This is a genomic window from Aeromonas australiensis, assembly GCF_000819725.1.
Taxonomy (GTDB): Bacteria; Pseudomonadota; Gammaproteobacteria; order Enterobacterales; family Aeromonadaceae; genus Aeromonas; species Aeromonas australiensis.
On sequence record NZ_CDDH01000026.1, the window covers coordinates 1 to 25186 of the forward strand.

At 54.9% G+C, this 25186-nt stretch carries 22 protein-coding genes and 1 pseudogene; 14 read left to right on the plus strand and 9 right to left on the minus strand.

Annotation, left to right across the window (positions count from 1 at the left end; translation table 11 throughout):
- Positions 1-178: 178 nt before the first annotated feature.
- Positions 179-1000, plus strand: a complete 822-nt coding sequence (gene tcdA, locus BN1117_RS03970) for a tRNA cyclic N6-threonylcarbamoyladenosine(37) synthase TcdA (protein ID WP_040094994.1) — start codon at positions 179-181, stop codon at positions 998-1000.
- A gap of 21 nt (positions 1001-1021) precedes the next feature.
- On the opposite strand, the gene BN1117_RS03975 is transcribed toward tcdA, so the two are convergent.
- Together BN1117_RS03975 and BN1117_RS03980 are read right to left on the minus strand one after the other, a co-directional pair.
- Entirely contained in the window at positions 1022-1456 is a 435-nt protein-coding gene (locus BN1117_RS03975; protein WP_040094995.1) for a SufE family protein, read from the minus strand.
- A 13-nt stretch (positions 1457-1469) separates the two neighbouring features.
- Positions 1470-2690, minus strand: a complete 1221-nt coding sequence (locus BN1117_RS03980) for a SufS family cysteine desulfurase (RefSeq protein WP_040094997.1) — start codon at positions 2688-2690, stop codon at positions 1470-1472.
- A gap of 181 nt (positions 2691-2871) precedes the next feature.
- Between BN1117_RS03980 and rep the strand changes: the two genes are divergently transcribed.
- Positions 2872-4884 (plus strand): DNA helicase Rep, encoded by a 2013-nt coding sequence (gene rep / locus BN1117_RS03985; RefSeq protein WP_040094999.1) that lies wholly within the window; start codon positions 2872-2874, stop codon positions 4882-4884.
- Here the strand turns inward: rep and BN1117_RS03990 are convergent.
- The 5 genes from BN1117_RS03990 to BN1117_RS04010 form a co-directional block, all read right to left on the minus strand.
- Complete coding sequence (locus BN1117_RS03990; RefSeq protein WP_040095001.1) at positions 4881-7163, minus strand: putative bifunctional diguanylate cyclase/phosphodiesterase; 2283 nt, start codon at positions 7161-7163, stop codon at positions 4881-4883. The genes rep and BN1117_RS03990 overlap by 4 nt on opposite strands.
- Before the next feature lie 84 nt (positions 7164-7247).
- Positions 7248-7703, minus strand: a complete 456-nt coding sequence (locus tag BN1117_RS03995) for a c-type cytochrome (RefSeq protein ID WP_040095002.1) — start codon at positions 7701-7703, stop codon at positions 7248-7250.
- 197 nt (positions 7704-7900) lie between these two features.
- On the minus strand, positions 7901-8929 hold the full coding sequence (tdh, locus tag BN1117_RS04000) for an L-threonine 3-dehydrogenase (RefSeq protein ID WP_040095004.1): 1029 nt from the start codon (positions 8927-8929) through the stop codon (positions 7901-7903).
- Between the two features lie 55 nt (positions 8930-8984).
- Positions 8985-10175 carry a glycine C-acetyltransferase gene (locus tag BN1117_RS04005; protein WP_040095006.1) on the minus strand — a complete coding sequence of 397 codons (1191 nt, stop codon included), beginning with the start codon at positions 10173-10175 and terminating at the stop codon, positions 8985-8987.
- 115 nt (positions 10176-10290) lie between these two features.
- A complete protein-coding gene (locus BN1117_RS04010; RefSeq protein WP_040095008.1) occupies positions 10291-10935 on the minus strand; it encodes a TetR/AcrR family transcriptional regulator in 645 nt (214 codons plus the stop codon).
- Positions 10936-11093: 158 nt separating this feature from the next.
- Between BN1117_RS04010 and rfaD the strand changes: the two genes are divergently transcribed.
- From rfaD to BN1117_RS04040, 6 genes are all read left to right on the plus strand, one after another.
- On the plus strand, positions 11094-12053 hold the full coding sequence (gene rfaD, locus BN1117_RS04015) for an ADP-glyceromanno-heptose 6-epimerase (RefSeq protein ID WP_040095010.1): 960 nt from the start codon (positions 11094-11096) through the stop codon (positions 12051-12053).
- Between the two features lie 64 nt (positions 12054-12117).
- Complete coding sequence (locus BN1117_RS04020) at positions 12118-13299, plus strand: glycosyltransferase (protein WP_040095012.1); 1182 nt, start codon at positions 12118-12120, stop codon at positions 13297-13299.
- Entirely contained in the window at positions 13296-15056 is a 1761-nt protein-coding gene (locus tag BN1117_RS04025; RefSeq protein WP_040095013.1) for a bifunctional glycosyltransferase family 4 protein/polysaccharide deacetylase, read from the plus strand. The genes BN1117_RS04020 and BN1117_RS04025 overlap by 4 nt, the downstream gene beginning before the upstream one ends.
- 3 nt (positions 15057-15059) lie before the next feature.
- A complete protein-coding gene (locus BN1117_RS04030) occupies positions 15060-16265 on the plus strand; it encodes an O-antigen ligase family protein (protein WP_040095015.1) in 1206 nt (401 codons plus the stop codon).
- Positions 16262-16927, plus strand: a complete 666-nt coding sequence (locus BN1117_RS04035; RefSeq protein ID WP_040095016.1) for a glycosyltransferase family 25 protein — start codon at positions 16262-16264, stop codon at positions 16925-16927. Before BN1117_RS04030 ends, BN1117_RS04035 begins: the two co-directional genes overlap by 4 nt.
- 5 nt (positions 16928-16932) lie before the next feature.
- Positions 16933-18009: a glycosyltransferase family 9 protein gene (locus BN1117_RS04040; RefSeq protein ID WP_244463508.1), complete on the plus strand. Its 1077-nt coding sequence runs from the start codon at positions 16933-16935 to the stop codon at positions 18007-18009.
- A gap of 27 nt (positions 18010-18036) precedes the next feature.
- Here the strand turns inward: BN1117_RS04040 and BN1117_RS04045 are convergent, their stop codons facing one another.
- The gene (locus BN1117_RS04045) at positions 18037-19098 is read right to left on the minus strand and encodes a glycosyltransferase (protein ID WP_040095018.1); all 1062 of its coding nucleotides are present in this window, start codon (positions 19096-19098) and stop codon (positions 18037-18039) included.
- A 236-nt stretch (positions 19099-19334) separates the two neighbouring features.
- On the opposite strand from BN1117_RS04045, the gene BN1117_RS04050 reads away from it, so the two are divergent.
- From BN1117_RS04050 to BN1117_RS04075, 6 genes and pseudogenes are all read left to right on the plus strand, one after another.
- A complete protein-coding gene (locus BN1117_RS04050) occupies positions 19335-20546 on the plus strand; it encodes a 3-deoxy-D-manno-octulosonic acid transferase (RefSeq protein WP_082032546.1) in 1212 nt (403 codons plus the stop codon).
- 176 nt (positions 20547-20722) lie between these two features.
- On the plus strand, positions 20723-21544 hold the full coding sequence (locus tag BN1117_RS04055; RefSeq protein WP_040095022.1) for a helix-turn-helix transcriptional regulator: 822 nt from the start codon (positions 20723-20725) through the stop codon (positions 21542-21544).
- A 40-nt stretch (positions 21545-21584) separates the two neighbouring features.
- The gene (locus tag BN1117_RS04060; RefSeq protein WP_040095023.1) at positions 21585-22220 is read left to right on the plus strand and encodes a LysE family translocator; all 636 of its coding nucleotides are present in this window, start codon (positions 21585-21587) and stop codon (positions 22218-22220) included.
- A 425-nt stretch (positions 22221-22645) separates the two neighbouring features.
- Positions 22646-23306 (plus strand): annotated as a pseudogene (locus tag BN1117_RS04065) (DUF3313 domain-containing protein).
- Between the two features lie 99 nt (positions 23307-23405).
- Positions 23406-23768 (plus strand): cystatin domain-containing protein, encoded by a 363-nt coding sequence (locus BN1117_RS04070; RefSeq protein ID WP_040095027.1) that lies wholly within the window; start codon positions 23406-23408, stop codon positions 23766-23768.
- A gap of 125 nt (positions 23769-23893) precedes the next feature.
- Positions 23894-24406, plus strand: a complete 513-nt coding sequence (locus tag BN1117_RS04075; RefSeq protein WP_040095029.1) for a cupin domain-containing protein — start codon at positions 23894-23896, stop codon at positions 24404-24406.
- Between the two features lie 101 nt (positions 24407-24507).
- Here BN1117_RS04075 and BN1117_RS04080 read toward each other — a convergent pair whose 3' ends face one another.
- Positions 24508-25008, minus strand: a complete 501-nt coding sequence (locus BN1117_RS04080) for a DUF1993 domain-containing protein (RefSeq protein ID WP_040095030.1) — start codon at positions 25006-25008, stop codon at positions 24508-24510.
- Between the last annotated feature and the right edge of the window lie 178 nt (positions 25009-25186).

Below are 25186 nucleotides of genomic sequence, written 5' to 3' on the forward strand. Positions count from 1 at the left end.
CCCGCTCACTCGAGCGGGGTTTTTTATTGGCTGAAAATCAGCGAATCGCCTGATAATTGACCTTTTACTCCCTCTTTCCTGCCGTTTTCTCTGTTTTTCCTCTCCTATTTTCTCCGGTTCTGCATCGCCGCTGGCGGTGGTTGTCGCTATAATGGCCGCCCTCAAGCAAGGTGGTGGTATGAAAGCAGAATATCTACAGCGATTCGGGGGCATTGCCCGTCTTTATGGTCAGAGCGCACTGCGTTCCTTTAGCCAGGCCAAGGTCTGTGTGGTGGGGATCGGTGGCGTGGGCTCCTGGGCGGCCGAGGCGCTGGCCCGTGCCGGTATCAACCAGATCACCCTGATCGACATGGATGATATCTGTATTACCAACACCAATCGCCAGATCCACGCCATGCAGGGCACTGTTGGTCGCCTCAAGACTGAGGTGATGGCCGAGCGTATTCGTGCTATCAATCCGGATTGCGAGGTGATCGAGGTGGACGATTTCGTTACCGCCGACAACCTGGCCGAGCATATCAAGCGGGAGTTTGACTATGTGGTGGACGCCATCGACTCGGTCAAGGCCAAGGTGGCGCTGATTGCCTTCTGCAAGCGCAACAAGATCCCGGTGATCGTCGCGGGTGGTGCCGGCGGGCAGATGGACCCGACTCAAATCACCGTGGCCGATCTGGCCAAGACCATTCAGGACCCGTTGGCGGCCAAGGTTCGCTCCGACCTGCGCCGGTTGCACAACTTCAGCAAGAATCCGGCGCGCAAATTCGGGGTGGAGTGTGTCTTCTCAACCGAGCAGCTGAGTTATCCGGATGGCAATGGTGGCACCTGTCAGGCCAAGGCAGCCAGCGATGGCACCATGAAGATGGATTGCGCCTCCGGCTTTGGCGCCGTGACGCCGGTGACGGCCACTTTTGGACTGGTTGCCGCATCCCGAGTATTGAAGAAGATTGCCGAGCGGGGTACACGCGCCGAGAAAGAAGCAGGGTTGAATGGCGAAGCCTAATCGACCTCTGTACAAAGCGGGTTAGACTGCCTGCTCCCGGATCGCCAGCACGATCGCTCTGAGCCCGTTACCCCGTGACGGGCTCAAGTGTTTCTCAAGTCCCAGTTCGGTGAAATAGCCTTCCATATTAAAGGCCTGGATCGCCGCAGACGATTGGTGGTTGAGTGCCGCCAGCACGATGACGATGAGGCCACGCACGATGCGAGCATCGGAATCACAGGCAAAGTGCCAGCAGCCATCCTCGCTTTGTTCTCCCTTCAGCCAAGCCTGGCTTTCACACCCCTTGAGGCGGAACGCCTCCTGCTGCCATTCGGCGGGTAGCGCTGGCAGCTGCTTGCCGAGCTGGATGATGAGCCGATACTGGTTCTCCCAGCCGTGAGCGGCGGCAAACTGCTGGCGGATGCTGTCGGCGTTGGGCTCAAGGCCAATCTGGGTATAGCTTGCGAGATCACTCATTAGGTTGTCTGCCTTAGAAGAAGTCACTGAGTTTGTGCAGGGCGGCTAACAGGGCGTCGACATCATCCCGATTGTTGTAGCAGGCCAGTGAGGCGCGCATGGTGCCGCCGAGCCCGAGGGATTCCATCAGTGGCATGGCGCAGTGATGGCCGACTCGCAGGGCGATCCCCTGCATATCGAGCAGGGTGGCGGCATCTTGCGGGTGGATGCCGTCTATCAGGAAGGAGACAGCACCGGCGCGCTGATTGGGTTCGCCGATCAGACGCAGCCCCGGCACCTGTTGCAGACCTGCGACCAGATAGTCGGTCAGTGCCTGTTCATGGTTGTCGAGCGATTGCCGGTCTTGCCCCATCACAAAGTCGATGGCGGCAGCCAGGCCGATAGCGCCAGCGATATGGGGAGTGCCTGCCTCGAACTTGAAGGGCAGGGTATTGAAGGTAGTGCCGCTGAAACTGACCCGATCGATCATCTCGCCACCGGCTTGCCAGGGCGGCATCCGCTCCAATAACTCGGTTCGGCCCCACAACACGCCGATGCCGGTCGGGCCATAGAGCTTGTGGCCGGAGAAGGCGTAGAAGTCGCAACCGATGGCCTGCACATCCACCTCGAGATGAGCCACCGCCTGGGCGCCGTCGATCAGCGTCACGGCGCCAACCGCTTTGGCGGCAGCCACTATCCGGGCGACCGGATTGACGGTACCGAGGGCATTGGAGACATGTGCCACGCTCACCAGCCGGGTGCGTGGCCCCAGCATGGCATGATAGGCGGCCAGATCGAGATCGCCCCGCTCATCGAGTGGGATGACCCGGATCACCGCGCCGGTGCGCTGGGCGACCAGCTGCCACGGGACTATGTTGGCGTGGTGCTCCAGGGTGCTGAGGATGATTTCGTCCCCCGCCTTGAGCTCGCACATTCCCCAGCTCTGGGCCACCAGATTGATCGCCTCCGTGGTGCCGCGGGTCCAGATCACCTCATGGCTGCGGGGCGCATTGATAAAACGGGTGGCTGTTTCGCGGGCAGCTTCGAAGGCGCGGGTGGCACGGCCGCTCAGGGCGTGGGCGGCACGGTGTACATTGGCGTTGTCGGCCCGATAGTAGTGAGCGATGGCATCCAGCACCGCTTGCGGTTTCTGGGTGGTGGCGGCGTTGTCCAGATAGACCAGAGGGTGGCCGTTTACCTCCTGCGCCAAGGCCGGAAACTGGCTGCGCAGTTGGTCATGCTGTTGCTGATTCATGCTCCCCTCATCATCTGGAAAAAGTCATTATCTCGAAAGGTCGGTCATGATCCTGAAAATAGCGCCCGAACACAAGGCGCGATAAGCCCGATGGGCAGTTGCCTGCCGTGCAGCAGGTACGGCTCATCGGGTGATTTCTGGTACAATGCCGGCCCTCATCATAAGCCAAGAGATCCGGCCCATGAAGCTCAACCCCAATCAGAACGAAGCGGTCAAGTATGTCTCCGGCCCTTGCCTGGTGCTGGCGGGTGCCGGATCGGGCAAGACCCGCGTCATTACCAACAAGATTGCCTATCTGGTACAGCAGTGTGGCTACAACGCGCGCAATATCGCTGCGGTCACCTTTACCAACAAGGCGGCGCGGGAGATGAAGGAGCGGGTCGGCCAGACCCTGGGCCGCAAGGAGGCGCGAGGGCTGATGGTCTCCACCTTCCATACCCTGGGTCTCGATATTATTCGTCGTGAGCACAAGAGCCTGAATCTCAAGGCCAACTTCTCCCTGTTCGATGACACCGATCAGCTGGCGCTGCTCAAGGAGCTCACCGAAGAGGAGCTCGATAACGACAAGGACAAACTCTCGGCCCTTATCAGCCAGATCTCCAACTGGAAGAATGACCTTATCCTGCCAGCCCGCGCCATGCGTATCGCCCGTGGGCCGGAAGAGGTGTTGATGGCCCAGCTCTACGAACGTTATCACCGCCAGATGGTTGCTTATAACGCGCTGGATTTTGACGACCTCATCGTGATGCCGACCCTGCTGCTCAAGAGCAATCAGGAGGTTCGCGAGCGCTGGCAGAACAAGATCCGCTATCTGCTGGTCGATGAGTATCAAGACACCAACACCAGCCAATACGAGCTGGTGAAGCAGATCGTCGGCGAGCGGGCACGTTTTACCGTGGTGGGTGATGATGACCAGTCCATCTACTCCTGGCGCGGTGCCAAGCCGCAGAATCTGGTGCTGCTGAGCGAAGACTTTCCGAACCTGCGGCTCATCAAGCTGGAGCAGAACTACCGCTCCAAGCGGCGTATCCTCAAGTGCGCCAACATCCTGATCGCCAACAACCCCCACGTCTATGACAAGGCGCTCTTCTCCGAGTTGGATGAAGGGGTAAAGCTCAAGGTGCTGTTCGCCAAGAACGAGGAGCACGAAGCGGAGCGGATCGCCGCCGAGATGATGGGCCACAAGTTTATGAACCGCACCCGGTTCAAGGATTACGCCATCCTCTATCGGGGCAACCATCAGTCGCGCATCTTCGAAAAGGCGCTGATGACCAACCGCATTCCTTACCGTATCTCCGGTGGCACCTCGTTCTTCTCCCGCACCGAGATCAAGGACATCATGGCCTATCTCAAGCTGCTGGTGAACCCGGACGAGGACACCGCCTTCCTGCGGGTGGTCAACCTGCCGCGCCGGGAGATTGGCCCTACTACCCTCGAAAAACTGGGTCAGTATGCCAATCAGCGGGGCAAGAGCCTGTTTGCCGCCAGCTTCGAACTGGGGCTGGAGCAGCACCTCTCCGGCCGTGGCCTCGTCGCCCTGCAGGCCTTCACCAACTGGTTGGTACGCCTTGGCGATCAGGCGCTGCGGGGCAACCCGGTGGAGGCGGTGCGGGACATGATCAAGGAAAGCCGTTACGAAGAGTGGCTTCGAGATACATCCCCAAGCCCGAAAGCGGCCGAGATGCGAATGAAGAACGTGGCTACTCTTTATGGCTGGCTTGTTGAGAAGCTAGAAGGGAATGAGCTGGATGACCCAATGACTTTGCCTGAAGTGGTCGCCAGCTTCACCCTGCGTGACATGATGGAGCGCAACGAGGGGGAGGACGACGCCGATCAGGTGCAGTTGATGACCCTGCATGCCTCCAAGGGGTTGGAGTTTCCCTATGTCTATATGGTGGGGATGGAGGAGGGCTTGCTGCCCCACCAGACCAGCATCGACGAGGACAACGTAGAGGAGGAGCGGCGTCTCGCCTACGTGGGCATCACTCGGGCCCAGACCGAACTGACCTTTACCCTCTGCAAGGAGCGGCGCCAGTTTGGCGAGTCGGTACGGCCAGAACCGAGCCGCTTCCTGCTGGAGTTGCCGCAGGATGACCTTGAATGGGAAAACCAGAAGAAGGTGACTGCCGAGGAGCGCCAGCAGAAGGGACAGATGGCGGTGGCCAATCTGCGGGCACTGTTCAAGAAAGATTAGAAGGTTGTGTTGCCGGGGGAGAGCAGCGGAATGATGTCTGCTCCCGGCATGGGCGGTGAGATATAGCGCCCTTGCCCCATCCGGCAGCCGATATCTATCAGCTTCTGCAACTGCTGCTGGTTTTCGATCCCTTCCACCACCAGGGTGTAATCGAGATCCTGACAGATATCCCGCATGGCGCGGATCAGCGCCAAATCTTTCGGTGACTGCAGCATCCGCTGGGTAAAGCTGTCATCCACCTTGATGTAATCCACCGGGAAGTGGAACAGGGCGTTGAGGGAGGAGAAGCCGGTCCCGAAATCATCGAGGCTGATCTGGATACCCTTGGCCCTCAGCTCATGCAGGGATGCCAGCGCATCAGAGTCTTGCCGCGACAGCTCCCGCTCGTTGAATTCAAAAATCAGATAGCCGGGGGCGACCCCCTCATCCTCGATGATCCCCATCAATCGCATGATATGGTCATGGTTGACCAGATGCTTGCCCGACAGATTGATGGCGACTTTGAATTTGCTCTGCCCGGAGAGTGGCAGCCAGTTCTTCAGCTGCTGACAGGTGTGGCGCAGGATCTGGTAATCCAGCTCCAGTATCAGACCACACTGCTCTGCCAGTGGAATAAAGTCGAGTGCATCCTTGAGAATGCCCTCCTCGGTCAGCCAGCGAGCCATCACCTCCAGTCCGGTCAGGCGGCTGTCCTGTAGCCGGATTACCGGCTGGAAATAGGGGACGATACGCCCTTCCCGCAGGGCTCTGGCCAGCATCTCTTCCGGCGAATTCCAGTTCTGGTTGATGCAATCATCCGAGTAGCTGACGATGCGGCTGCGCCCATTGCGCTTGGCCTGATACATGGCCAGATCAGCCTGATGGAGCAGTTGGCTGATATCTGTGGTCTGCTCGGAGACGCTCGATACCCCCAAGCTGACGGTAATGCTCAGTTCGTTACCGAGCAGCCGGAACGGGTAGGAGAGACGGCTGATAATGCGGTTGAGCACCGGGCTGATGTCATCGTCGCTCTTGCTGCTGTCCAGATAGATGACAAATTCGTCGCCCCCAAGTCTGGCTACCAGATCGTTTTGCCGGATGCAGGTCTGCAGGCGGCGGCTCACCTCCTTGAGCAGCTGATCGCCAGCACTGTGGCCCAAGGTGTCGTTGATCTGCTTGAAGTGATCCACATCGATAAAAATCACCGCAAATCCTGGTGATTTGTAGCGGTTGTAGTGGGTCATGGCGTGGGTGAGGTGATTCATCAGCAGTGCGCGGTTGGGCAGCTGGGTCAGCGGGTCGTGCAGCGCATCGAATTGCAGCCGCCGCTCCAGTTCCTGATGCTGCTTGAGCTGCTTTTGCAACCTGAGGTTGGTCTGACGCAGCTGTTGCAGCCGCTGGTTGATGGAGTCCTCGGTGTTAATGTCGTTGAGCTGCTGGCGGATCCGTTTCAGCTCCAGCAGCAGGGTGAGCTGACCACGCAGGAAGTCGAGAAACAGCTTGTCGTCTGTTTCCAACGGGTCGGTTGTACTGATGATGAAGTGGGCAAAATATTGCTGCTGCAAGCGTAGCGGCATGCTGTGCCAATGGAGCGACTCTTTGTTTACTTCGATATTGCTGGTGCTGTGACACAGGCCGCAGATGAACTCGTCTCCTTGATGGGGGTGTGCAGGATAGATCTTCTCCAGCTTATGCTTATTGATTCTGACCAACAGCATATCCTCGATGGTAAGCATCTGACGTAGCACCGCTTCCAGCTGGGAAAAGAGCGCCTGACTGGGTAGTGTGTTGGCCAGCCGCATGATGCGGCTAATGCTCTCTATCTTCTTTTTCCAGTTCGGGTCTTTACGGATCAGGGGCGATGGCAGCTCAGTGAGATGGGAGCCCGCTTGGGTTTCAGTCAGTCGCTTGGCCAGACACTCCAGCAGCAGGCGCAGGGTCGGTAGATCGGAGGGCTCACCGCGAGCTAGCAACCACTGCACCTGACCATGCTCGATGGGGAAGACGCACCACCCTTCAGCCTCATCCAACTGGGTCAGTTGTTCGGTGATGCGAGCCTGTTCTCGTCCGAGTTGCTGTTGGAAAGTGCCGCTGATCTGGTGGGCATATACCCAATTAAGCCCAGTGTCGGAGAGGCCCAGCATGGCGAAGTGTTGCAGCGGGCAGAGTTGGTCAATCTGCTGGATCAGGGCGTCGTAATCGTCAGACGCGGCAATTTGTGGCGCAGGGAAGTCCATAATGGCTGAGACCAACGCCAACAAAGGAGTTGAGTAGTGGGGTTCGATAGTTGGGGATGACATGAGCAACTCCCGATATGTCTACCTTACAAGAGTAGTCGGAAGCCGATAGATTGAAAGGGCCGCAATTGCGGCCCTTTCAAACACTTACAGCTTGTCGATCATGTAATGAATGGCGTTTTCTATCTCTTCATCACTACAGTTTGCACAAGTGCCACGGGGAGGCATCATGCCAAACTGGCCGGTAAAGCCTTCGATGGCATGTTTCCTGAGTGTGTCAAAGCCTTGAGCGATACGAGGCTCCCATGCGGTTTTGTCATCGTGTTTGGGGGCGCCAGCCGCGCCGGTGTCGTGACAGGCGAAGCAAGCACCTTTATAGACGGTTTCACCATCTCGTGGGCCAGAAGGAGCGGTGGCGGCAGGTGCGGTGCTTGCCCCTACAATGCCTTCCAGGTCCTTGGCGGTATAGACCTGGCCAACCGGTTTAATCCGCTCGGCAATAGCTTCCGGTGACATATCGTTGGCAGCAAGTACTGCCCCAGACAAGCTGGCGGCCGTCATCCCGACAGCCAGCAAATAGCTCAGTTTTTTCAACACGCTCATATACTCCCAGCAGTCTTTTATTATCCATGTAAACGACGGGATTATAACCGAATAGTTACAGCCATTTAAACGCTTGTGTGTGAAGTGTTAAACACTCTGCGTACAAAGTTTTGGCCGATATCACGGCAATTTGGGTGGTGGAGATAAAAAGAAACCCGGCATTTGCCGGGTTTCGGGTAACCAAGGGGTGAAATGGGTTATTTATCCCAGCTCAGGACCACCTTGCCGGAGTGGCCGGAGCGCATCGCATCGAAGCCCTGCTGGAATTCGTCGATGTGGAATCTGTGGGTGATGATGGGGGAGAGATCCAGCCCTGACTGGATCAGGCTGGCCATTTTGTACCAGGTTTCGAACATCTCGCGGCCATAGATCCCTTTGATAAACAGCCCCTTGAAGATCACCTTGTTCCAGTCGATGGCCATGGTGGAGGGGGGGATGCCAAGCATGGCGATTTTGCCGCCGTGGTTCATCTTGTCGAGCATCTCCTGGAAGGCGCTCGGGACGCCGGACATCTCCAGCCCTACGTCGAACCCTTCGGTCATGCCCAGCTCGCTCATCACGTCGGAGAGTTTCTCCTTGGCTACGTTGACCGCGCGAGTGGCGCCCATCTTGCGGGCCAGCTCCAGCCGGTATTCGTTGACGTCGGTGATCACCACATGGCGGGCACCCACGTGACGGCAGACGGCCGCAGCCATGATGCCGATAGGGCCTGCGCCGGTGATGAGCACATCTTCACCCACCAGATCGAAGGAGAGAGCAGTGTGCACCGCATTGCCGAACGGGTCGAAGATGGCGGCCAGATCGTCCGGGATGTTGTCTGGCAGCTTGAAGGCGTTGAAAGCGGGGATCACCAGATACTCGGCAAAGGCACCCGGGCGATTGACACCAACACCAATGGTGTTGCGGCACAGATGAGTGCGGCCAGCACGGCAGTTGCGGCAGTGACCGCAGGTGATGTGACCTTCACCGGAGACCCGATCGCCGATGGTGAAGCCGCGCACCTCCTGACCGATGGCGACCACTTCGCCGACATATTCGTGGCCGACCACCATGGGTACCGGAATGGTCTGCTGGGACCACTCATCCCAGTTGTAGATGTGGATATCGGTGCCGCAGATGGCGGTTTTGCGGATCTTGATCAGCAGGTCGTTGTGGCCGAGCTCGGGGGCCGGCACATCCGTCATCCAGATGCCGACCTCTTTGTGCAGTTTGGCGAGTGCTTTCATGGCTGCTCCTTCAATATGAATGCAGAAAAAAGGGGCGCCGGCCCCTTGATTCAAATCAGATAACGCCGAGTTCACGGCCGATGTGGATAAAGGCGTCGATCGCCTTGTCCAGTTGCTCGCGGGTATGGGCGGCAGACATCTGGGTGCGAATGCGCGCCTGACCCTTGGGCACGACCGGGAAGGAGAAGCCCACCACATAGATGCCGGCTGCCAGCATGCGGCTCGCCATTTCGGAGGCGAGCTTGGCATCCCCCAACATCACCGGAATGATGGCGTGGTCGGCGCCTGCCAGAGTGAAGCCGGCGGCACTCATCCGCTCGCGGAAGTATTGGCTGTTCTCTTTCAGGCGGGCGCGCAGGTCATGACCTTCCGCCAGCATGTCGATCACCTTGATGGTGGCGGCAACGATGGAGGGGGCCAGCGAGTTGGAGAAGAGGTAGGGGCGGGAGCGCTGACGCAGCCAGTCGATCACCTCTTTCTTGCCGGAGGTATAGCCACCGGACGCGCCGCCGAGCGCCTTGCCCAGGGTGCCGGTGATGATGTCGACCCGATCCAGCACGCCACAATATTCGTGGGTGCCACGACCATTTTCACCGATAAAGCCGACGGCGTGGGAGTCATCCACCATCACCAGCGCATCGTATTTGTCCGCCAGATCGCAGATGGATTTGAGGTCGGCGATGACCCCATCCATGGAGAAGACACCGTCGGTGGCGATCAGCTTGAAGCGGGCGCCATCGGCGTCAGCCTGCTTTAGCTGGGCTTCCAGCTCGGCCATGTCGTTGTTGGCGTAGCGATAGCGCTTCGCCTTGCACAGCCGCACGCCGTCGATGATGGAGGCGTGGTTGAGGGCATCGGAGATGATGGCATCTTCGGCGCCGAACAGGGTCTCGAACAGGCCGCCGTTGGCATCAAAACAGGAGGAGTAGAGGATAGTGTCCTCGGTGCCGAGGAAGGCAGACATCTTCTGCTCCAGCGCTTTGTGCTGGTCCTGGGTACCGCAGATAAAGCGCACCGAGGCCATGCCGAAGCCGTGGCTGTCGAGCCCCTGATGGGCGGCAGCGATCAGATCCGGGTGGTTGGCCAATCCCAGATAGTTGTTGGCGCAGAAGTTCAGTACCTGCTCACCGCCGACGGCGATGCTGGCCTGTTGGGCGGAGGTGATGATGCGCTCCTGCTTGTACAACCCTTCCGCTTGCACCTGGTTCAGTTGCTCGGTCAGGTGACGATAGAATCCGTTAGACATCCTCGATCCTTATTGGCTATTTCAGCTGCGTATCAACAGAGGGCGACATTTTACTGCAATCTGTTGCGCTAAATTCAAATGATTGTGCTGATATTCAACAAATGTGAAACAGATCTCACCCGGCGGGTTGGGCCAGTTGGCGGTAGTGTTGTTCCAGTTGGCGGATCTGCAGCGCAACCCCTTGCTGGATATACGGGCGTAGCAGGAACAGCACCTTTAACACCCCCTGATAGAGCAGCGGTTTGGTGATGCGGGTGTTGGGTGCCTGGGCTATCTGGAACGGGATCCAGCAGGTCACCACCATCTTGATGGTCTGGCCCAGATCCGGCAGATCTTCATCGCTGACATCGATAATGCCCCCTTCGCGCAGGCTTCTGAGCAGGGTGACCACGGAGGAGCGCATCTGCTCCTGGGTTTTGAGGTACTTCTGTTGCAGCGGTTCATCGCGACTGAGAATGTCCGGCAGATTGGCGTAGAAGAAGCGGAACTGCCACATCAGATAGAAGATGGCATCGAGATAGCCCATCAGATCCTGCAGGGTGATTTCACGGTTACGGGTCGGGACGAAGCTTTCGCTCAGGTGGCGGGCATATTGGTCGAAGATGGAGTGGATGATGTCTTCTTTATTGCGGAAGTGGTAGTAGAGGTTGCCCGGGCTGATACCCATGTGTGCCGCAATATGGTTGGTGGTGATGCTGCGTTCACCCTGATCGTTGAACAGCTCGGTCGCGCTGTGAATGATCCTGTCTCTGGTTTTCATCACTCATTCCTCCAACAGGTTCCGCCCGGGGCAGTTTTGAACAAGGTCGAATCCCCGGACGGCCCGTGATAAACTTTTCGGCAATTTCAAATTGGCTCACTATACACAGCTTTAACAAGCAGTCACATGTAGCCATCAACGTACGAGAGGCAAACTCCATGATCGTAGTAACTGGCGGTGCTGGCTTTATCGGCAGCAATCTGGTCAAGCAGCTGAACGCTCAAGGACGGACCGATATCGTGGTCATTGATGACCTGACCGACGGCACCAAGTTCGTCAACCTGGTCGATCTGACCATCGCTGACTACATGGACAAAGACGAGTTTCAGGCGCGCATCGTCTCCGGCGACGAGTTTGAAGAGTGGGACAACGGCATCGAGGTGATCTTCCACGAAGGCGCCTGCTCTGCCACCACCGAATGGAACGGCAAGTTCATCATGGAGGTCAACTACGAGTACTCCAAGGATCTGTTCCACTACTGCATCGAGCGCGAAATCCCGTTCATTTACGCCTCCTCTGCCGCCACTTACGGTGGCCGCAACGACAACTTTATTGAAGATCCCAAGTTCGAACAGCCGCTCAACGTCTACGGCTACTCCAAGCAGCTGTTTGACCAGTACGTGCGCCGCTGGATGCCGGAGATCAACTCTCAGGTCGTTGGCCTCAAGTACTTCAACGTCTACGGCCCGCGCGAGCAGCACAAAGGCTCCATGGCTTCCGTCGCCTTCCACCTCAATACCCAGGTGAAGAAGGGCGAGAATCCCAAGCTGTTCGAAGGCTGTGACGGCTTCCCGAACGGTGGCCAGATGCGTGACTTCATCTATATCGACGATGTCTGCAAGGTAAACCTCTGGTTCTGGCAGAACCCGCAGCACTCCGGCATCTTCAACTGCGGTACCGGCCGTGCCGAGCCGTTCCAGAACGTGGCCGAAGCGGTGATCAAACATCATCAGAAGGGTTCTATTGAGTACATTCCCTTCCCGGATCACCTCAAGGGCCGCTACCAGAGCTTCACCCAGGCAGACATGACCAAGCTGCGCAGCGTGGGTTATGACGCCGAGTTCAAAACCGTTGCCGAAGGGGTGGCGGATTATATGGCCTGGCTCAACCGGGCCTGACTATTCGCTTTTGCGAAATGGCCGCCAATGAGGCGGCTTTTTCGTTATTTTCTATGTGGTGAGCATGAAGAAAAAAGTTTTATTTATAATGGAAACATTAGGCGGGGGAGGCGCCGAAAAGGTCCTTATTGAAACGCTTAAACGTTTGGATTTTAGCAAATACGCTATTACGCTGCTGTTATTAAGGTGTGAGGGTGTATATTTATCTCAAGTTCCGAAAAATGTAAAAGTAGAATTTCTGTTGCCGACCGAACCATCTGGTTTCTTTCAGCGTGGAATTTTTTTCTCTATTAAAAAACGTTGGTGGAACTTTGTTATAAAGAACAAATGGGTAGCAAATTCTGTATTTAATGAACGATATGATGTTGGTATCGCTTTTTTGGAAGGGAATAGCTCTCTGTTGTTATCTCACCTGAATTCTATTGTTCGAAAAATCGCATGGGTCCATATAGACTTGTTATGCCATCAGATTCTTTCCAGAAAAGTTGAACGTACCGTTTATAAAGAAATGGATAACATTGTCTGTGTCTCTAAAGGTGCACAACATGCATTATTGAAATTGTATCCTGAAGTTAAGCCATATACTCAAGTGGTTTATAATCCTGTTGATATCGAAGGCGTAATGCAGAAAAGTCATGAGCCTATTACGAGTAAAGGGCAAACAAAGGTTATAGCTATTGGACGGCTATGCAATGCCCAAAAAGGATTCGATATCTTGCTGGCTGCTCATAAGATAAATATTGATGCTGGGGCTAAATATCACCTTACTATATTGGGGGAAGGTGATGATAGAGCTCAGTTAGAGTCATTTGTCAATATTAATAATATTGGTGATAGTACAAAATTACTTGGGTTCAAGGAAAATCCATATCCATATCTCGCTGATAGCGATCTATTCGTTATGTCCTCACTCTATGAAGGTTACCCGGTTGTACTCGTAGAAGCGATGGCGTTGGGGAAGGCCATTGTATCAACAAATTGTACTGGACCTAATGAAGCTCTCGATGGCGGAAAATATGGTGTTCTCGTTCCTGTCGGGGATGCAAATGCGCTTGCACTGGCAATACGCAAAATGATTGAAAATAAAAAAATGCTATCTACATATAGTTCCTTATCGAAGGAACGAGCCAAGATTTTCAATCTCTCGGAGAGTATGAGGCAGATCGAGCAATTATTAGATGGGGAGGGCAAACTTTCTTCCAGCTGTGTCGTTAATTCGAATCTTGTTAACGGAGGTGTAGGGTGAATATATTGATGGCACTCTCCCAGCTCGAGGTAACGGGGGCTGAGGTCTATGCCACCACGGTCGGTAACGAACTGACCCTGCGTGGTCACAACGTCTTTTATGTGTCGGATACCCTGACCAAGCCGACCCTTGGCCCTGTCTTCAAGCTGAGATTCAACAAGCGCAGCATTCTGCGCCGCTTCTGGCACGTCTTCTACCTCATCTATCTCATCAAGAAGCATCATATTCAGTTGGTGCATGCTCACTCCCGCGCCTCAGGCTGGAGCAGTTATGTGGCCTGCAAGCTGACTGGCACCCCGATGATCACCACGGTGCATGGTCGCCAGCCGGTGCATGCCTCGCGCAAGGCGTTCCATGCACTTGGGCTTAGGGCGGTTGCCGTTTGTGAGGATATTGCCCATCAGATTGTCGACAATCTGGGGGTCGATCCCGCGATCGTGCAGGTGCTGCGCAACGGTATCGAAACCGACAAATTCCAGCCTGTGGCTGTGCCGGACAATCCCAAGCCGGTGATCGCCATCATCGGCCGTTTGAGCGGCCCCAAAGGGGAGCTCTGTTACCGTCTGCTCGACGAGGTACTCGATCTGGATGCCTGCAAGGTGCGGATTGTCAGTGGTACCAAGGTACCGGAGCGCTTTGCCCGTTTCGAAGGTCGCGCCGAGTTTGTCGGTTATGTCGATGATGTGCCCGCTCTGCTGGCTGGCTGCGACCTGGTAATTGGTGCCGGTCGGGTAGCGATGGAAGCACTGCTCTGTGGTCGGCCCGCCTTTGCCATTGGTGAAGCCAAGGCAGTTGGTCTGGTAACCGAACAGAATCTGGATGATGCTCTGGCGAGTAATTTTGGCGATATCGGCCCCAAGGATCTGGCCATCGATTTTGTGGCCCTGAAGGGCGAAATCGAATCCGCCCTCGCCAGCAAGACGGTGCCGGAAGCCATTCGCCAACGCATTCAGGATGAGTATGGCTTGCAGGGGGTAGTATCCGGCCTCGAAACCATCTATCAGGATGCCGTAGTCGAAACCCTGCGCCGGGAGATGCCCATCATCATGTACCACCGCTTTATCGAGCAGGATAGCGAGAAAGGGGTGCACGGTACCTGGATGCCGATCACCATGTTCGAGAAGCATCTGCGACTGATGAAGTGGCTCGGCTACGAAACCCTGACTTTCCGTGATCTGGCGGATAAAGGCTTTATCCACCGTCTGCAATACGGCAAGAACTACCTGATGATCACCGCCGATGACGGCTATCAGGACAACCTGACCCGCATGCTGCCACTGCTGGAAAAATATGGTTACAAAGCTGTGGTGTACGTGGTCACCGGCGAAGGTTATAACCGTTGGGATGTGGAGCATCCGACCAATCCGGATACCAAGGTCTCATTGATGAGTGGTGAGCAGGTCAAGGAGCTGGCCGCCAGCGGTCATGTGGAGATTGGTGGTCATACCCTTACTCACCCCCGCTTGAGCAAGCTCACACCCGAACAACAAGCCCATGAAATTCAGGAGAATAAACGCCAACTGGAGGCCCTGCTGGGTCATCCGCTGCTCTCGTTTGCCTACCCTTACGGAGATATGAACGAGAGTGCCAAGGAGCAGGCTATCGCCGCCGGGTATCGTTTTGCCGTCGCTACCAATAGCGGCCCCAAAGCAATGCACCAGGACCCTTTCCAGATCCGCCGGATCGCCATCTTCCCCCGTACCGATGTGTTCGGGCTGTGGCGCAAGATCCGTGGGAATTATGTATTTAGGAAGTGATTTATGCCGCCAGTTATTCAGGTCTTTTTTGATCGCCTGACCACAGCGCTTTTTTCTGCCACGTTGGCATTTACATTTTGTGGGCTTTTTTTGCTACCAGATGGTAAGACTATTCTTGCCAATATGTTGGTTATCTCGATTTTGGTCGGTATCGTTAATCTTGTCATCGGGAAGAGCTGGGATATTGGGCTACATGATCGTCGCATTCTTTGGCTCTTTCTTGGATATGCAGCCTTTATTTTTATCAACCGCCTCATTCATGGTGACCAATATGGTGTGATGCGTAGTCTGGTCTATGTCGTCTTGTTCGGGCTTTTGGTACCTAGAAAAGAAATCGTTCTAAAAGTTAGTCGATATGCCATTATGGTTGGTGGGATTGGTTTGGGCTGTATCAGTCTGTGGCAACAGCACCATGGTATCTATAGGGTGGAGGGGTTTACCAATGCGATACTGTTTTCACAGGCAAGTTTAGTGATTGCACTGTTGGCTTGTGGGGTATACAAAGAGACGTCTATTACCAGATGGGAGAAGGTGGGGACTTTGTTATCTGTCTTGATGGCACTTTACGGTCTTTATGCTTCTCAGAGCCGCGGTGTTTGGCTTGCATTTATCGCAATTGTTGGTTTGATTTTGTTTGTGAAGGCGATGGAGAAACCGCTCAAATATATTTTGTTTTTTCTTCTAATATTGGGAGGTGGTGCAGTTTTTTACAACCAAAGCTCAGTGTTGCAAGAGCGTGTTCAGGCCAGTATTTCCGATATGAGCAATGCAGAGAAGGGGGTTTATGGAACCTCTTGGGGGCTACGTCTGGTTGCATGGCAGGGGGCATGGCAAGGTTTTCTAACTGCCCCCGTGTTAGGGGTTGGTACTGATGGATTTGATGTAACGAAACAAGCTTTGGTTGCATCCGGTGTCAGCTCTCCTTTGTTACTACATCCTGCCCTAGCCCATTCCCACAATCAATATATGCAAAACTTGATCATTCGTGGTGCCGTTGGCTTTAGCGTGATTTTACTGTTCTTGGGATGGCCAATGTGGTGGGCGGTGCAGCGTTGGGGCGTGACATCTGTTGGTTTTTTACTGCCGCTCTCTTTCGCTATCAATGGTCTGAGCGATGTTCCTTTTGAGCATCAGAACACACTATTTCTCTACGCATTGGGGTTGTTATTTATCTGGCTCCAGAATCAAGATAATAGAGGTGTTAGATGATTCCTATTTTTGTTATTAGTTTATTACGCAGCCATGATCGGCGCTCAGCTATTGAAAAGCAAATGGCTCACTTAGGATTGTCTTTTACATTTTGGGATGCTGTAGATGGAAAACAGCTAACCGATGCGGAACTGGCTAATGTTGATATAAATTTGGCAGAGCAACTTTGTGGCCATTCACTAAGCTTGGGGGAGGTCGGTTGTGCACTAAGCCATATTAAATTATATGAGATGATGGTGAGTAAGAAAATTGAAAAAGCCATTGTATTAGAAGATGATATATATCTCCATATGCATTTCAAAAGTATCATTGATGCGGCGTTAGAGAAAATGGCTTCGGATATAATATTTATCCATCATGGGAAGGCAAAAAAATGGCCTTGGACGCGAAGGCTGCCAGAGGGATACCGCTTGGCAAGCTATTGTCGGCCTAGTAAAAAATCAAATAGAGGTATTATATCCACAGCGGGATATATTTTATCCTTGAATGGTGCTCGTCAACTTTTACAGCATGCTTACCCAGTTAGAATGCCTGCGGATTATCTTACTGGCCGCTTGCAGTGGAATAAATTGAGTGCCGCTGGTGTGGAGCCGTGCTGTCTGGATGTTGGACTATTCCAATCGACGATTGATGACAGAAATTATGGTCAGCATATAGAGTGATGGAGGTGATTGCTGTGATTAAAACCTTTCAATTCTGGAGGGACGTCCTTCGCCGCAAGCTGGGTATTTTACTTTTTGATCGTCATTCATCAGTGAGATCGTCATCACATGGTGCCACTGTTTTTGTTAGGTGGGATGCTAAGCTTGGTGATGCAATCGTCTCTTCCTGGGTGGCAAGGGAGATTAAAAATAAATTTCCGGATCGAAAAGTCTATGTCATTACCAGCTCTGAAATGGCGCCATTGTTTAGAGATTTTTTTAACTTTGATTGCGTCTTTGAAATACCCAAGAGGGCTGGCTATATGGAGCTCAAAAAATTAGCCAATGAAATTGGGGGGGTAGATTATCTTGTGCATTTTAGCCAAAAAATGAAGATGAAAGACCTTTATTTCATCTCCAAAGTTGGGAGCAAAAATGTAGCAGGACTCGATGATGAGCTTGACTGTATTAATATCAAGTTGGGCCAGAAAACAGCAGGGATGCACTTCGCTAAGAAATTTAAGGTGCTGCTGGAGCATATGGGGATTGCTAACCCTGATACCAGTTATATAGTACCTTCGTGTCAGGGGGCTGAGGACAGGGTAGGCTCTTGGTGGCCAAGTAATAAAACATTGTGTTTCAATCCATATGGCAGTGGGACATCCCGTTGTTTCAGTGTTGAAAAAATTATAACGTTAATTAACACAATGCTTGATTCATCAAATTACAACATTTGTCTTTTGTATCCACCTGGGCGTGAGAGGGACGTTGAACGAGTTTTATCTCATGTTTGTGACCCAACCAGGGTTGTTAGTGATCATGAGAAACCATCTCTGGCTGCACTCTTTGCACAGACAAGGCATTGTGCCGGTATGGTGTCTGTGGATACAGCAACAGTGCATATTGCAACAGGTTTGAATAAACCTGTTCTTGGTATTTACAATGATAATTTCGGGATGCCAGAAAATGTGGAGTGGCATCCAAATAATCCTCGCTCAAGTGTTATCTACGCAGAAACCAGGTCTGCACAACAAGACGTAGATTTTATAAACGTTGCTGAATTTAAAATAGTATTTAACAAATGGGTGGCTGATTATCTATAGAGAGTTGGGGTTTTCCCCAACTCTTTCTCATAAAGATATAAACTGTTCGGTCACACTTTCACTAGAAAATGGTTTATAACAGTTTGAATCAATGGAAATTCTTATTCGATCAACACTTGTAATTGCCATGGCCAGTTCACTGATATCTTCCATCGGGATTAGAAATTTATCGAGTGGTTTCGTCAATATCTCTGCTGGCCCAGACGGGCAATCCACGCTGATTACCGGGGTGTGGCAGATGAGTCCTTCAATAAGCACTGTTGGCAGCCCTTCTGCATCTGATGTCAGGATAAGCGCTTGGGCAGCCTTGATATAGGGATAGGGGTTCTTCTGAAAATCGATGATTTTCACCTTGTTGGTAAGGTTCATCTCCTCGATCATGGCTTCAATGTGAGGACGCCGCTCCCCTTTGCCCATCAGGACGAGTGGCGTAGCAACGCCGCTTAGCTGATATGCCTGCAAGAGACGATCGTGGCGTTTTCGCTCTTCGAAGGTGCCAACATGGATAAAATACTTGTCGAATGGCTTGCTGAAAGGCTCATTGGCCAACGCCTGAATTTTCTCGATATCAAACGGATTGTAGATAACCTGACACGATTTGGGTGTAGCTTTTACATTTTGCAAAATGTCGTCCGCGATGCCACGAGATACGCAGATCAGTTTCTTGCCATTATAAAAGCGCTTGAATTTTTCATATCCTTTGGGATTTTTTTTGGCAAAACCGGTGACATTACCGTGGATCCAGTAATAAACATTCAGTGTTTCAGGCAGGTGTCTGGTAATTTTATCACATGAGCATGAGATGATGACGTCAGGTGAAATCTCTTTGATTCTTTTCAGGATCAGCGACGCTTGTATTTTTTCAATCGCTATATTGGATATGGCTTTGGTCAGTTTTGTGACAATGCCAAGATTGATAGGATGAATATTGTCGGGCAACGTATGATCTATTTTTTCCCGCAAGGTAAATAAGGTTACATCGGCACCGGCATCTTTTAGCAATGATGCGGTATTGAGCAGAACCTTTTCCGCACCTCCACCATACAAGTCCTCAACAATGAATAAAAACTTTTTAACTGGTGGGGTCATAACTGCTCCGCGGGTCTCATAACTGACTGGTAAATCTACTAAAAATGTGAATCGTAAACGAGCAAAATCAGGTGGTAACTGTTAAAGTCGTTAGCAATTTTTTCAATAGGTGTGGATCAATGATTGGTCTTAGTGGGCGCTACCATAACGCATTATTCGTGGCCTGTATATTTGCCGGGCTGCTGCTCTCCTGGTTGTTTTCTGTTAATCAGCTCCTCACCGGCGACCAGACCCAGATGCTCTACAAGGGTTACCTTGGGGCTTATGAGGGGATCTGGCTCAGCTATGGCAATGCGGCGAGTGCGGTGGGCAATGTGCCGGGGAGCTTGTCGGCCTGGCTGATTGGTGGGCCGCTGCTGCTGTGGGACTCTCCCTATGCCCCCATGGTACTGCTGCTGGCGATGCGGCTGGTCGGGTTCCTGCTGTTTGATGCGGTGATCCGCCAGGTGTTTGTTGACCCCGTATCGAAGGACAATGCGCGGTTGCTGTTTCTGGTGCTCTGCTGGCTCAACCCCTGGTTTCAGTACGAGAGTCTGCTCTACAACCCCTCCTATCTGTTCCTCTTCTCGGCCATGCACTGCTGGTCGGCCTGGCATATGCGCGAGCGGGCCTCCTTTTGGCACACCATCGTTCATCTGCTGGCCATCGGCATGGCGATGCAGCTGCACTACTCCTGGCCGCTGCTGGCGGTGATCTCCACCTACCTCTTCTGGCGCCGCATTCTCAAGGTGAGCTGGAGTGGGGTGGTGGTGGCTGTCCTGCTGATCGGTGCCTCGCTGATCCCCTACGCCATGGAGGTGATGAGCAACAGCCATATCACCCAAAACGTCGATCCCGAAGCGCGTCAACGCTATATCGGCTGGGGACTGGTGCATGTCTATCCGGTGCTGAAATCAGTGCTCTACTGGCTGCGTTACGGCTCCTGGCTGTTTGCCAGCAAGCTGGTCAACGACACCCAGTTCATCTGGCTGGCGGGTCATGAATATTTGCAGATGGCGGCAGTCTGGCTTTGGCGGGTGGTGATTTACGGGGTAGGCTCGGCGACTGTGCTGCTGGCGGCCAAGGCCAACTGGCAGCTGTGGCGCGAACTCAAGCCGCGTCTGCTGCGCAGCGACCGTGCATCAGTGGACGGCACGAGCTGGCTCGGCCTCTATGCGCTGGCGGCCATATTGGCTGTGCTGGTGAGTGCGGCGCTCTCGCCCATCATCTTCAACTATTGGCACCTGATGCTGATCTTCCCCTATGCCCTGTTCCCGATCCTGCTGTTGCTGGTTAGCTGGAGCCGCAACCATCCCCAGTGGGTTGGTAAGGGGTTGCTGGCCGCTACCCTGTTTTGTACCGCAGTGAACCTGATTGCGGCGAGCGACAGCACCAAGTTCTCCTATCAGGCGGACTACAAGCAGCAGGTGCAGGAGTATTTGAAGGAGATGAAGTTGCAACCCAAGTAACTGGGTCGTGTGATCAGTCGAAGGGGGGCGTAATGCCTCCCTTTGCTTTATCCGTAGCTCAATCAGCGGGTTGTGGTTGCCGGTCATCGCTGGTGGCCATTGCGTCAGCGGCAAGGGCATAGCCGGAATGCAATAATCTACAAGCTTTCAGCTTGTTTGCGGTGTATCTATAACCCATGAATACCACCGATTCCCTCATCCGCTACTGGCAATCCCCGCACCTGCCGGGGATCGAGCTGTCGCACTCCCACCACAGGGCGTTCAGCTATGGCCGCCATGTCCATCTCGACTACCATATCGGGCTGGTGCAGCGGGGTGGCCAGAAGTTTATCCACAAGGGGAACAGCCACCATCTGGTGCGCGGGGTGCTCTCTACCGTCAACCCGGACGAGGTGCACGACGGCCTCAGCCTGCTGCCGGAAGGGTACGAAGTGCGTGTCTTTGCCATCGATCCCCAGCAGCTGGCGCTCTGGCTGCCGGAGCAGCCGGAACCCTTCTTTGACAAGGGATTGCAGAGCCGCCCCGACCTCTATCAGGGCTTTGCCCAGCTCCACGGCTATCTCGATAACCCCAAGGCCGATGGCCTGCTGATCGAGGGGCAGCTGCTCGCCCTGTTGGGGGAGCTGCTGCATCTGGCCCCCGAAGAACACCAGCTGGCGGATCCCCAGTTGCGATTTCTGCGCGACTACTTGATGGCCGCCCTCGACGAGCCCCACTCGCTGGAAGAGCTGGCGGGGCTGCTCGGGCTTGACCGTTTCGCCTTCCTGCGCCAGTTCAAGAAGCGCAGCGGTATGACCCCCTACGCCTGGCTGAAACGGCTGCGGCTGGAGCAGGGCAAACGGCTGCTGGCGAGCGGGATGGCGGTGAGCGAGGTGGCGCTGGCGGTCGGCTTCTTCGATCAGAGTCACTTCCACCACGGCTTTCGCCAGGCATTCGGTCTGACACCCGCCGAATTTCGTGCCCAGATGCAATCTTTTACAAGCCGCGCCCCCCGCTGATCCGCCATGCTGGCCCTCCGTCGTTAAAGCGAGAGTTGTTATGCTGACCAGTCTGTTCGTGACCCTCGGCCTGATGCACCTGATTGCACTGGCCAGCCCCGGCCCCGATTTCGCCCTGATCCTGCGCACCAGCCTGCACCGGCCGACCGCCCTTGGCGCGGCGCTGGGCATCTCGCTGGCGATCATGGTGCATGCCACCCTGAGCCTGACCGGGATCAGCATGTTGATCGCCAGTCACCCGCTGCTGTTTATGGTGATCAAGTGCTGCGGTGCCCTCTATCTGGGCTGGTTGGGGTGGGGCGCCCTGATGGCGGCTCGCCAGCAGAGCAGCACCGTGATGCAGAGCGCCGCCAACGAGCTGCGCGGCTGGGGTAGGGGCGTGCGCACTGGCCTTGCCACCAACCTGCTTAACCCCAAGGCGCTGGTGTTCTTTATCGGTCTGCTGGCCGCCATGGTGACGCCAGAGGTGGACGGGATGACCCGCAGTCTGCTGGTGGGCGAGCTCTTCATCATCTCCCTCTGCTGGTTCGGGTTGCTGGCATGGAGCCTCTCCACCGATCGTGCCCAGCGCCTGCTGCTGCGGGTGCAGCGGCCACTCAATCTGGTGACCGGCGTGCTGTTTGCGGTGGTCAGCCTCTCCATTCTGGTGAGCATGGGCGCCGAGCTGGTGGCCTGACGGTCAAGCAGCGTCCCCGGGATCTCGATAACTGATGAGTGGGCCTGCCGAGTGCCCAGCGGCAGGCCCGTTTGTGCAGGATGGCTGGTGATCGGTCATCGTGTGTTCTGATGCATTTCCCCGTTCAACTCACACCGCTTGCTGACCTGTATCGTTTGAAAAAGCAGAACGCCTGCCACAGCTTCATTTAGCCGGATTAAACAACCGAACCCTCGCCAGATCGCCGCTCGCACCCTGGATGACCCTGTACAAAAGTACCGCAATTGTGACAACTTGGATGTGAGCTGAACAATCCTGATCTGTCCCTTGTGGGAAGGTGGCGAATAGGTTATTTCTCTGTGACATTGGCGGCTTCCAGCACGGGATTTCCAGCCATGTGTGGCGACATCCACAGCAAAAACAATCAATAAAATGCAGGAGCAAATATGAACAAGGTCGTGATGGTTGCCGTGGCTGCAGCCCTTCTGGGTGGCTGCGCCGTCAAAAGTCTCCTACAGCTTGCAGTCACTGCAAACTGTTCCCTTCAGCGCCTTCCAGCCGAGCGAGAGCAATCCCAACCAGCGGGTATACAAGGAGCCCGGTGTTGATCTGCGCCAGTACAACGAGGTAATGCTCGATCCGCTGCAGTTTATCCGGCAGGAGAATGGCCAGTGGTATCTGCTGACCGCCAACGACCAGAACCAGATTGGCCGCTACTATCACGACAAGTTCCAGAGCGAGCTGATCAAGCAGGGCGTCAAGATCGCCACCGTCCCCGGCCCGAAAGTCATGCGGATCCAGGCCGCCGTCACCAACTTCGACCTGACCCGCCCCGATCCCAAGCTGCGTGACCTGCTGCCAGCCAAGATCGCCATCAACGTCACCCGCGAAGTGATCGGCAAGGAGCCCTATCTGCTCAAGGTGGGCAGCATGGCCCAGCTGCTCGACTCCCAGAGCGGCAAGCTGCTGGTGCGTGTGATGGATGCCCGCGAGAGTACGGATACCACCCACAAGGATGAGCCCATCACCGCCGAGGAGATGGAGAAGATGATCGACCAGTGGGCGGCCAGCCGCGCCAAACAGCTGGCGGACAATCTGGGGCGCTGATCGATTGGTGCGTCCAAGCGGGGCGCAGCGGGAGCCTTTTGGCTGCAATAATGGCAAGATGTTGATAAGGTGGTCATTTTGCAGGCAGGAGAAAATGATATGAAACGCGTGTTGTTACCCATCCTTGTTGCTGGCCTGTTGAGTGCCTGCAGCACCTCGTCACCCACGCCTGAGTGTGTACCGATGGCGGGTGGCTGGCAGAGTCAGCCGTTGCCCAATGCTGAAGGAGAGGCTGCGCTGGCCAGCGTGCTGGCTCGCATGAACACGGCCGCCAAACTGCAGAGCATCCGCGAGGTGCGCAGCCAGGTGGTCTCCGGGGTCAACTACGACATCGAGTTCCAGCTCGACAACGGAGAGGTGTGGAACACCCGTGTCTATCGGGATCTTGCTGGCAACTACCAGATGACCCGCCCGGCTGCACAGGGTGAGCTTCCTCCCTTGCCTTGCGTCAAGGCCAAGTAATTCCTGCTTGTTGAGCCCCTCGTCAGAGGGGCTCATCTGACCAGAAAATTTCTGCTTTTCTCCCCGCATTCTGACAGTCAGGATGACCCTTCCCGTGACTGCATCCTCATGGAAAAGGAACCGCTATGAATCGCCACCCCTGCATCAAACACTGGAGCGAGCTGCAAGAGCAGACGCCGCGCTACTACTCCGGCAGTCAGGAGCCCCTTTCTCGCGGCTGTGCCCTCGGCAAGCACTTCGGCTTTAGCCGCATCGGCATTCACCACGAGATTGTCGAACCCGGCCACCGCACCAGCTGGCCCCATGCCGAAAAGACCGAAGACGAGTTTGTTCACGTGCTGGAAGGGACGCCGGATGTCTGGCTCGATGGCGTGCTCTATCGGCTGCAACCGGGCGACTCGGTCGGCTTCAAGGCCGGTGACGGGCTGTCCCACGCCTTTATCAACAACACCGAAGAGACTGTCCGCCTGCTCTGTATCGGCGATACCGATCGGGAGGACAACCGCATCCACTACGCCGTTCACCCCGAGCGCAACATCACCCTTGGCAAGCTGCACTGGGATGATGTGCCCGAGCGCGAGCTAGGGGATCACGACGGCCTGCCCGACAAGCTGCGCGAGAGCAACGGCCCCTTCTAGAGCGCAGCCCTTCTGCGCATCAGCCCAGTGCCATCCGATATAAAAAAGCCTGCCGCGTGGCAGGCTTTTGCTATCTGTTTGCCGCCTGTGGCGAGCGGCGCTTATTGCAGGTTGAGCCCGCCCAGATAGTCGCGCTTGCCGAGATCGACCCCGGCGCGGCGCAGCAGGGCGTAGGCCATGGTGAGGTGGAAGTAGAAGTTGGGAATGCCGTACTCATGGACGCAGGTATGGCCATCCATCCCCTTGCCGCCCGCCCAGTGGGGCACGTAACGGCCGCTGGCGTACTGGCTGTAGTCCGCGTCCAGCTTGCCTTGCAGATAGGTGATGGTCTTGCTGATATGGGCGCGCAGATCCGCCATGGTTTTGGGCTCATCACCCATGGCTGGCAGCTCGCAGTGGCTGGCGGTGGCGACCACGGTACGGGCCGAATCGCAGCAGATCAACACCTGCTTGGCTAGCGGCAGCATATCGACGATCAGCCGCTCCCCGAAGAAGTTATCCACGTTGAATTGCTTCGCCGCGGCGTGGGCTTCGGCCTTGGCCAGACAGTGATCCAGATTGGTCAGCATCTTGATGAACTGGGCGGTGATATCGCGATTCATGAGTACTCTCCATCTTGTTGAAACAGCGGCCCGCGTGCGCGGCCACAGTGAATGAGACTGGCTAATCGGCCACCAATATACCCCAACCGCTGCCGGGTTCGAGCATGGTGGACACAAATCGCGCAGGCAACACGACAGGAGAATGACCGATCGCCGTCAAGCACTGAAAAAGCCAAAA

Coding starts and splice junctions, on each gene's coding strand:
- BN1117_RS03990 (WP_040095001.1), bottom strand. CDS start 7,163: ATGTCATCCCCAACTATCGAACCCCACTACTCAACTCCTTTGTTGGCG.
- rfaD (WP_040095010.1), top strand. CDS start 11,094: ATGATCGTAGTAACTGGCGGTGCTGGCTTTATCGGCAGCAATCTGGTC.
- tcdA (WP_040094994.1), top strand. CDS start 179: ATGAAAGCAGAATATCTACAGCGATTCGGGGGCATTGCCCGTCTTTAT.
- BN1117_RS03975 (WP_040094995.1), bottom strand. CDS start 1,456: ATGAGTGATCTCGCAAGCTATACCCAGATTGGCCTTGAGCCCAACGCC.
- BN1117_RS04075 (WP_040095029.1), top strand. CDS start 23,894: ATGAATCGCCACCCCTGCATCAAACACTGGAGCGAGCTGCAAGAGCAG.
- BN1117_RS04045 (WP_040095018.1), bottom strand. CDS start 19,098: ATGACCCCACCAGTTAAAAAGTTTTTATTCATTGTTGAGGACTTGTAT.
- BN1117_RS04050 (WP_082032546.1), top strand. CDS start 19,335: ATGCTCTACAAGGGTTACCTTGGGGCTTATGAGGGGATCTGGCTCAGC.
- BN1117_RS04010 (WP_040095008.1), bottom strand. CDS start 10,935: ATGAAAACCAGAGACAGGATCATTCACAGCGCGACCGAGCTGTTCAAC.
- BN1117_RS04070 (WP_040095027.1), top strand. CDS start 23,406: ATGAAACGCGTGTTGTTACCCATCCTTGTTGCTGGCCTGTTGAGTGCC.
- BN1117_RS04030 (WP_040095015.1), top strand. CDS start 15,060: ATGCCGCCAGTTATTCAGGTCTTTTTTGATCGCCTGACCACAGCGCTT.
- rep (WP_040094999.1), top strand. CDS start 2,872: ATGAAGCTCAACCCCAATCAGAACGAAGCGGTCAAGTATGTCTCCGGC.
- BN1117_RS03995 (WP_040095002.1), bottom strand. CDS start 7,703: ATGAGCGTGTTGAAAAAACTGAGCTATTTGCTGGCTGTCGGGATGACG.
- tdh (WP_040095004.1), bottom strand. CDS start 8,929: ATGAAAGCACTCGCCAAACTGCACAAAGAGGTCGGCATCTGGATGACG.
- BN1117_RS04060 (WP_040095023.1), top strand. CDS start 21,585: ATGCTGACCAGTCTGTTCGTGACCCTCGGCCTGATGCACCTGATTGCA.
- BN1117_RS04080 (WP_040095030.1), bottom strand. CDS start 25,008: ATGAATCGCGATATCACCGCCCAGTTCATCAAGATGCTGACCAATCTG.
- BN1117_RS04020 (WP_040095012.1), top strand. CDS start 12,118: ATGAAGAAAAAAGTTTTATTTATAATGGAAACATTAGGCGGGGGAGGC.
- BN1117_RS04035 (WP_040095016.1), top strand. CDS start 16,262: ATGATTCCTATTTTTGTTATTAGTTTATTACGCAGCCATGATCGGCGC.
- BN1117_RS04005 (WP_040095006.1), bottom strand. CDS start 10,175: ATGTCTAACGGATTCTATCGTCACCTGACCGAGCAACTGAACCAGGTG.
- BN1117_RS04055 (WP_040095022.1), top strand. CDS start 20,723: ATGAATACCACCGATTCCCTCATCCGCTACTGGCAATCCCCGCACCTG.
- BN1117_RS03980 (WP_040094997.1), bottom strand. CDS start 2,690: ATGAATCAGCAACAGCATGACCAACTGCGCAGCCAGTTTCCGGCCTTG.